General features: G+C 68.1%; 3 protein-coding genes and 2 pseudogenes. 1 reads left to right on the top strand and 4 read right to left on the bottom strand.

The features are described 5' to 3' along the window. Positions 1-634 (bottom strand): annotated as a pseudogene (locus GJ633_RS13810) (prenyltransferase); the annotation flags it as partial. Next, positions 631-2,130 (bottom strand): NAD(P)/FAD-dependent oxidoreductase, encoded by a 1,500-nt coding sequence (locus GJ633_RS13815; protein WP_156589280.1) that lies wholly within the window; start codon positions 2,128-2,130, stop codon positions 631-633. The pseudogene GJ633_RS13810 and the gene GJ633_RS13815, both read right to left, overlap by 4 nt. 124 nt (positions 2,131-2,254) lie before the next feature. On the opposite strand from GJ633_RS13815, the gene GJ633_RS13820 reads away from it, so the two are divergent. Beyond that, the gene (locus tag GJ633_RS13820) at positions 2,255-3,568 is read left to right on the top strand and encodes a phosphoribosylglycinamide synthetase C domain-containing protein (protein ID WP_156589282.1); all 1,314 of its coding nucleotides are present in this window, start codon (positions 2,255-2,257) and stop codon (positions 3,566-3,568) included. Between the two features lie 13 nt (positions 3,569-3,581). Here the strand turns inward: GJ633_RS13820 and GJ633_RS13825 are convergent. After that, positions 3,582-4,324, bottom strand: a pseudogene (locus GJ633_RS13825) (competence/damage-inducible protein A). A gap of 64 nt (positions 4,325-4,388) precedes the next feature. Further along, positions 4,389-4,996: DUF5803 family protein (locus GJ633_RS13830; protein ID WP_156589281.1), on the bottom strand; the 608-nt coding region annotated here is incomplete at its 5' end.

A 4,996-nucleotide genomic window follows, 5' to 3' on the forward strand; every position in this document is an offset into this window, starting at 1 on the left:
TCGCAGAGAAGGTGTGCATCCCCATCGTCCAGAGCCACGCGCCGGCGAGCGCCGCCGCGGGGGGTGGGTCCCGGCGACCGCGGCGTACGCGGCGGCCCCGGCAGCGCGTAGAGCCCGTTCGACGCCGAGTCGGCGAACGGCGTCGTCTTGAACCGCGTCGGCGGTGCGCTGTAGCCCGCCCCGAGCAGGAAGAACCCGGCGAGGTACGGCCACGCGACCCGCGGCGTGACCCCGAACGCCCGACCCCCGCCGCGGCCGCGGCGAGCACCGTGACCACGACGACCGGATCCCCCCGCCAGCGCGTCTCGCGCCCCTCTTTCTTCGGGTTCTCCTCGTCGACGTCGGCGTCGAAGACGTCGTTGACGCCGTAGAGGAAGACGTTCGCGGGCACGAGGAAGTAGACCGCGAGCGCGACCGTGACGGGCGTGAACAGATCGCTCACGTCGCCGGCCCCGTACGCGATGCCGACGGCGACGGGGCCGGCCAGGTACAGCCAGAAGCGCGGCCGCGACAGCACCAGCAGGTACCGGAGGTGTCCCGTCGCCGACCGGTGGTCCGGTCCCTCGTCTGCCGGTCGGTGGTCGGCGCGGGCGTCCGCCGGGGGTCGGTCGCTGTCGCTCACGGCTCTGCTCACGTCGTCTCTGCCATCGACTCCGCGGTCAGCTGTCCGCTGATGAGACACATCGGGACGCCGATGCCGGGCGTCGTCGTCGACCCCGTGAAGTAGAGCCCGTCGACCGCCGTGGACCGGTGCGGCGGCCGGAGCAGCGAGGTCTGTCGCAGGGTGTGCGCCAGCCCCAGCGCGCTCCCCGCGTAGCTGTTGTACCGGTCGGCGAAGTCGTCGACGCAGAACGTCTCCTCGAAGACGATCCGGCCGCGCAGGTCCGTGCCGGTGTTCTCGGCGACGTCGTCCAGCACGCGGTCCCGATACTGCTCGCGCAGGGCGGGCGTGTCCTCCAGCCCGGGCGCGATGGGGACAAGCGCGAAGAGGGTGCTGTGGCCCTCGGGCGCGACCGTGTCGTCGGTCTCCGAGGGGACACAGAGGTAGTAGGCGGGGTCGTCGGGCCACGCGGGGTCGTCGAATATCTGCGCGAAGTGGCGGTCCCAGTCGGTGGGCAACACCAGCGTGTGGTGTGCGAGTTCGGGCACGTCCCCCTCGACGCCGAGGTACAGCAGGAACGCGGAGGGAGCGTAGGTGCGCGACTCCCAGTACTCCTCGGTGTACTGCCGCTTGTGGCGCGGGAGCAGCTCCTGTTCGGTGTGCGCGTAGTCGGCGTCGGAGACGACCAGGTCCGAGAGGTAGCGGTCGCCGTCGGCGGTGTCGACCGCGAACGCGCCGTACCGACCCTCGATACCGGCCACCTCGGCGTCGGTGACGTACTCGACGCCGAGGTCGGCGCCGAGTTCGACGATCCCGTCGACGACGGCCCCGATCCCCCCCTCGGGGTAGTAGACGCCCATGTTGTAGTCGACGTGGCTCATCAGGTTGTACAGCGCCGGCGTGTTGTACGGCGACCCGCCGAGGAACACCAGCGTGTACTGCATCAGCTGCTGGAGCTTCGGGTGATCGAAGTACTCCTCCACGTGGCTCTGCATGTTGCTCAGAAGCGAGAGTCCCCACGAGTACCGGAGCACGTCGCGGTCGACGTAGTCGCGCAGCCGCGGGCGGTCCTCGTACACGAAGTGCTCCATCCCGACCTCGTAGGTGCGTTCGGCCTCCTCGAGGTACGACTCGAACGCCGCGCCGGCGCCGGGTTCGTACTCCTCGAACAGCTCCCGGTTGCGCTCGCGGTCCGGAAGCACGTCCGCGCGGTCGCCGTCCTTCCAGAACACGCGGTAGTGGGGATCGAGCCGCTCCAGCTCGTAGAACTCGGTCGGCTCGCGGCCGAAGTGACCGAAGAACCGCTCGAACACGTCCGGCATGAGGTACCACGACGGGCCCATGTCGAACCGGAACCCCTCGGCCTCCAGTCGGCTCGCGCGTCCGCCGAGCTGCTCGTTCTTCTCCAAGAGAACGACGTCCGCGCCGGCGTCGGCGAGGTAACACGCTGTCGAGAGGCCGCCGAACCCGCCGCCGATCACGACGACGGACTCGCCGGCCACGGCGTCGAGGTCCGGGGCAACGTCCATGTCGGATCCCTACGGCGGGAGCGGTATAAACCTCGGCCGGGAGGCGACCGACGCACACACCGGCGGGGTGGGCACGAGTCGACCGACGCACACACTCAAGTTTCTCCCCCGAGAGGTCGAGGCCATGGAGTCCAAACGGTTTCTGTTCGTCTCCGCCGACGCCGCGTTGATCACCGACCTCGCGTGGCAGGTCCACCGCGAGGGCCACGACGTGAAGTACTACATCGAGGCCGAAAGCGACCGGGAGATCGGCGACGGCTTCGTCCCCAAGACCGACGACTGGGAGGCGGACGTCGACTGGGCTGACGTGATCATCTTCGACGATATTTGGGTCGGCTCCGATATCGGCACTGGCGAACTCGCACAAGAACTCCGGGAGCAAGGGAAAGCCGTCGTCGGGGGGACGCCGAACACCGACCATCTCGAAGAGGACCGGGGGTATGCGATGGAGATCCTCGAAGAACACGGCGTCAACACCGTTGAGCATCACATTTTCAACGACTTCGACGCGGGGATCCAGCACGTTCGAGAGCACCCCGCTCCGTACGTGATCAAGCCGCTCGGGGAGGTGCAGAACGTCAAGCGGCTCCTGTACGTCGGCAACGAGGACGACGGCAGCGACGTGGAGGACGTCCTGCGCGCCTACAAGAAGGCGTGGGGCCACCGCATGAAGGGATTCCAGCTCCAGCGGAAAGTCGAGGGCGTCGAAGTCGCCATCTGCGGGTTCTTCAACGGTAACGAGTTCATTGACCAGATAAATTTTAATTTTGAGCATAAGAAATTATTCCCGGGAAACATCGGACCACAGACCGGCGAGATGGGGACATCGATGTTCTGGGCAGGCCAGAACAAATTGTTCCAGGAGACGTTCGGAAAGCTGGAAGACTGGCTCGCCAATGAAGGCTACGTCGGGAGTATCGACATCAACTGCATCGTCAACGAGAACGGCATCTACCCGTTGGAGTTTACGCCGCGGTTCGGGTACCCGACGATCGCGCTGCAAGAGGAGTCGATCGAGTCGTCGACCGCCGAGTTCTTCTACGATCTCGCCCACGGCAACGACCCCGATCTAACGGTGCACAACGGCTACCAGATCGGCGTGCGGATCGTCCTCCCGCCGTTCCCGTTCGACGACGAGAAGACGTACGACGAGAACTCCCGGAACGCGGCCGTGGTCTTCGAGACGGAGAGCCGCGAAGGGGTCCACCTCGAAGACGCGAAGCACGTCGACGGTCAGTGGCGCGTCGCCGGCGACAACGGGATGCCCATCGTCGTGACCGGGAAAGGCGACACGATGCAAGCCGCACGCGAGCAGGCGTACGACCGGATCGACGAGGTCGTGATGCCCAACATGTACTACCGCGACGACATCGGCGAGCGGTGGATCGAGGGCGACGGCGACCGGCTGCAGGCGTGGGGATACCTCGGACCGGGATAGCCCGCCAGTCGGGTCAGTCCCAGTCGCGTGACACCGGCGTCTCGCTCGCGTCGACGGCCGAGAGCAGCCACGCGGCGGCGTCTTCGAGCGCTTCGTCGTCGGTCGCCGTCACCTTCAGCCGGTTGTGGTCGGCCTCGCGGTCGGGATAACAGCCGACGACGACGTCGAAGCGCTCCATCGCCTCCGCGAGCGCGGAGACGATGTTGGCTTCGGGCTCGGTCGTGTAGAGGAACCGCGACCGGCGATCGCCGGCGAACTCGTCGGCGATCGCCTCGAACATCGCCTTCATCTCCTCCGGGATCCCCGGCACGACGTAGACGCCCTCGAGGACGCACCCCGGCGCGAGCCCCGCCTCGTTCAACAGGGGCCGGCTTCCCGCCGGGACGGCGGCCTCGGCGGCGACGTCGACGTCGAGCTCGCGGTCCGGGATCTGCTCGCGGACCTCGGCCAGGCGCCGCTCGACGGACTCGCGCGTCAGGTCGGTCGCCGCAGTTCGCGGCCGAACGCGTCGGCGACCGCCTCCATCGTCACGTCGTCGTGTGTCGGTCCGAGCCCGCCGGTGACGATCACGGCGTCGTACTCGGCGTGATACTCGTTGACGACGCGGGCGATCTCGCCGACCTCGTCCGGGACGACGGTCACCCGCCGGACGGCGACCCCGCGGTCCGCGAGCCGAGCGCAGATCCACGTCGCGTTCGTGTTCTCGGTGTCCCCGACGAGTAGCTCGTCCCCGACGGTGACGATGGCGGTGTTCATACCCGACCCAAGGCGCCGGGCGGTAGAAAAGGGCCCCGGAGTCCGGAGTCGTCGGGGCGGAGATTCACTCCTCGTCGTCCTCGTACACGCCGAGCCCCATCTCCCGGCGCTTCTCGCGGAGATCCGCCAACTGGCGGCGGAAGTAGGCGGTGCCGACGACGGCGGCGACGATCCCGAGGAGGAGGATCCCTCCGAAGATGGGGAGGTCGGTCTCGCGGTACGACTGCACCACGATCGCACCGCTCGTCACCTCCTCCCAGACGATCCGGTCGCGACCGTCGACCGTCTCGACCTCGTAGTCGCGCGGGGAGACGTGTCCGACGATCGGGAAGTCGGTGCTGAATCCGGGCGGGAGCGTCACCGCGTAGGACCCCTCGACGTACGTCAGGGTGGTGAACCGCCGCGGCGACCCCGCCGCCGAGAAGGCGACCTTGCCGCCCGCGACGTCGTCGGGGAACCGGACCCACGTCTCGTCGGGCGTCCGCTCGACCTCGCCGCCGCGCGCGCGGAACTCGCTGCCGGTCAGCACCTCGCCGTCGGGGGTGCGGTAGCGGAACGCCTCGAACTCGAGCGGCTGGTCGCCCGCGTACGGTGTCTGCTCGTAGAGGCGGAGCTCCTCGACGCCGGAGACGTCGTACACCGCCGTGTACTGCGTCCCCCGTCGACAGCTCG

Origin of the sequence: Halorubrum sp. CBA1125 (assembly GCF_009742825.1) — an archaeon.
Taxonomy (GTDB): domain Archaea; phylum Halobacteriota; class Halobacteria; order Halobacteriales; family Haloferacaceae; genus Halorubrum.

Bases quoted from the DNA above. Each gene is read 5' to 3' on its own strand.
- GJ633_RS13815 (WP_156589280.1), bottom strand. From the start codon at position 2,130: ATGGACGTTGCCCCGGACCTCGACGCCGTGGCCGGCGAGTCCGTCGTC.
- GJ633_RS13820 (WP_156589282.1), top strand. From the start codon at position 2,255: ATGGAGTCCAAACGGTTTCTGTTCGTCTCCGCCGACGCCGCGTTGATC.